At 47.8% G+C, this 548-nt stretch carries 1 protein-coding gene; it reads right to left on the minus strand.

All coding sequences use genetic code 11. The features are described from left to right. The coding region (locus A3766_RS09740) for a fumarate hydratase (protein WP_197479496.1) at positions 1-548 on the minus strand (548 nt) is incomplete at both ends.

A 548-nucleotide genomic window follows, 5' to 3' on the forward strand; every position in this document is an offset into this window, starting at 1 on the left:
TGCAGCATGCGTTGGATAGTCGTTAATTTTTACGTCCATAACCGTTGTTAAGCCACCAAGGCCTTGAGCACCGATACCCAGGTCGTTGACCTTATCCATAATCTCTAAACGTAACTCTTCAACACGATTTTGAGGGCCACGCTTACGAAGCTCATGAATATCAATCGGCTCCATCAAAGCTTCTTTCGCCATCACGGCAGCTTTTTCAGCTGTACCACCGATGCCTATACCCAACATGCCTGGCGGGCACCAGCCAGCGCCCATCGTAGGAACCGTTTTCAGAACCCAGTCAACAATACTGTCACTAGGGTTCAACATCGCCATTTTTGACTTATTCTCGGAACCACCGCCTTTTGCAGCAACTTGGACGTCGACAGTGTTGCCTTCGACAATCTCATAGTGGATCACAGCAGGTGTATTGTCTTTAGTATTCTTACGAGCGCCGGCAGGGTCATCTAGGATTGAAGCACGTAAGACGTTATCTGGATGAGTGTAAGCACGACGTACACCTTCATTTATCATATCAGTCAGGCTTAATTCAGCATCCC

The sequence above is a fragment of the Oleiphilus sp. HI0132 genome (assembly GCF_001635845.1).